Annotated in this window: 1 pseudogene; it reads left to right on the forward strand. The window is 35.0% G+C overall.

Features of this window, described 5'->3' with window-relative positions:
- Positions 1–192: 192 nt before the first annotated feature.
- Positions 193–334, forward strand: a pseudogene (locus PSH41_RS20170) (IS110 family transposase); the annotation flags it as partial.

Consider the following 334-nt stretch of genomic DNA (forward strand, 5'->3'; position numbering starts at 1 on the left):
GCGCCTTGTATCTCTCGTTGATAAATGATTAGCTATCATTTATCACATCGAAGTCAGTGAGCTTGCCTTTGCGCCTAGTATTTAATACTGCTCCGTAGATAAAGCCCTGACTTTCTATTCTCACAAACTGAATGGTATCCAAGCACACTTTTATTTAAGTAGATGCTGTATGTACAAGGGGAGTAAGTAGAGATGATGTTTATCGGCATTGATATTAGTAAAGAGAAAATTGATTTATCGTGGTTGAGAGACCAGCTTACAAACAAGATTAAAACAAAAGTCTTTAAAAACAAGCATCAAGACTTTGAGAAAATAGAAAAGTGGCTTTTAAATA

The organism is Pseudoalteromonas sp. CST2 (assembly GCF_028599385.1).
Lineage (GTDB): Bacteria > Pseudomonadota > Gammaproteobacteria > Enterobacterales > Alteromonadaceae > Pseudoalteromonas > Pseudoalteromonas atlantica.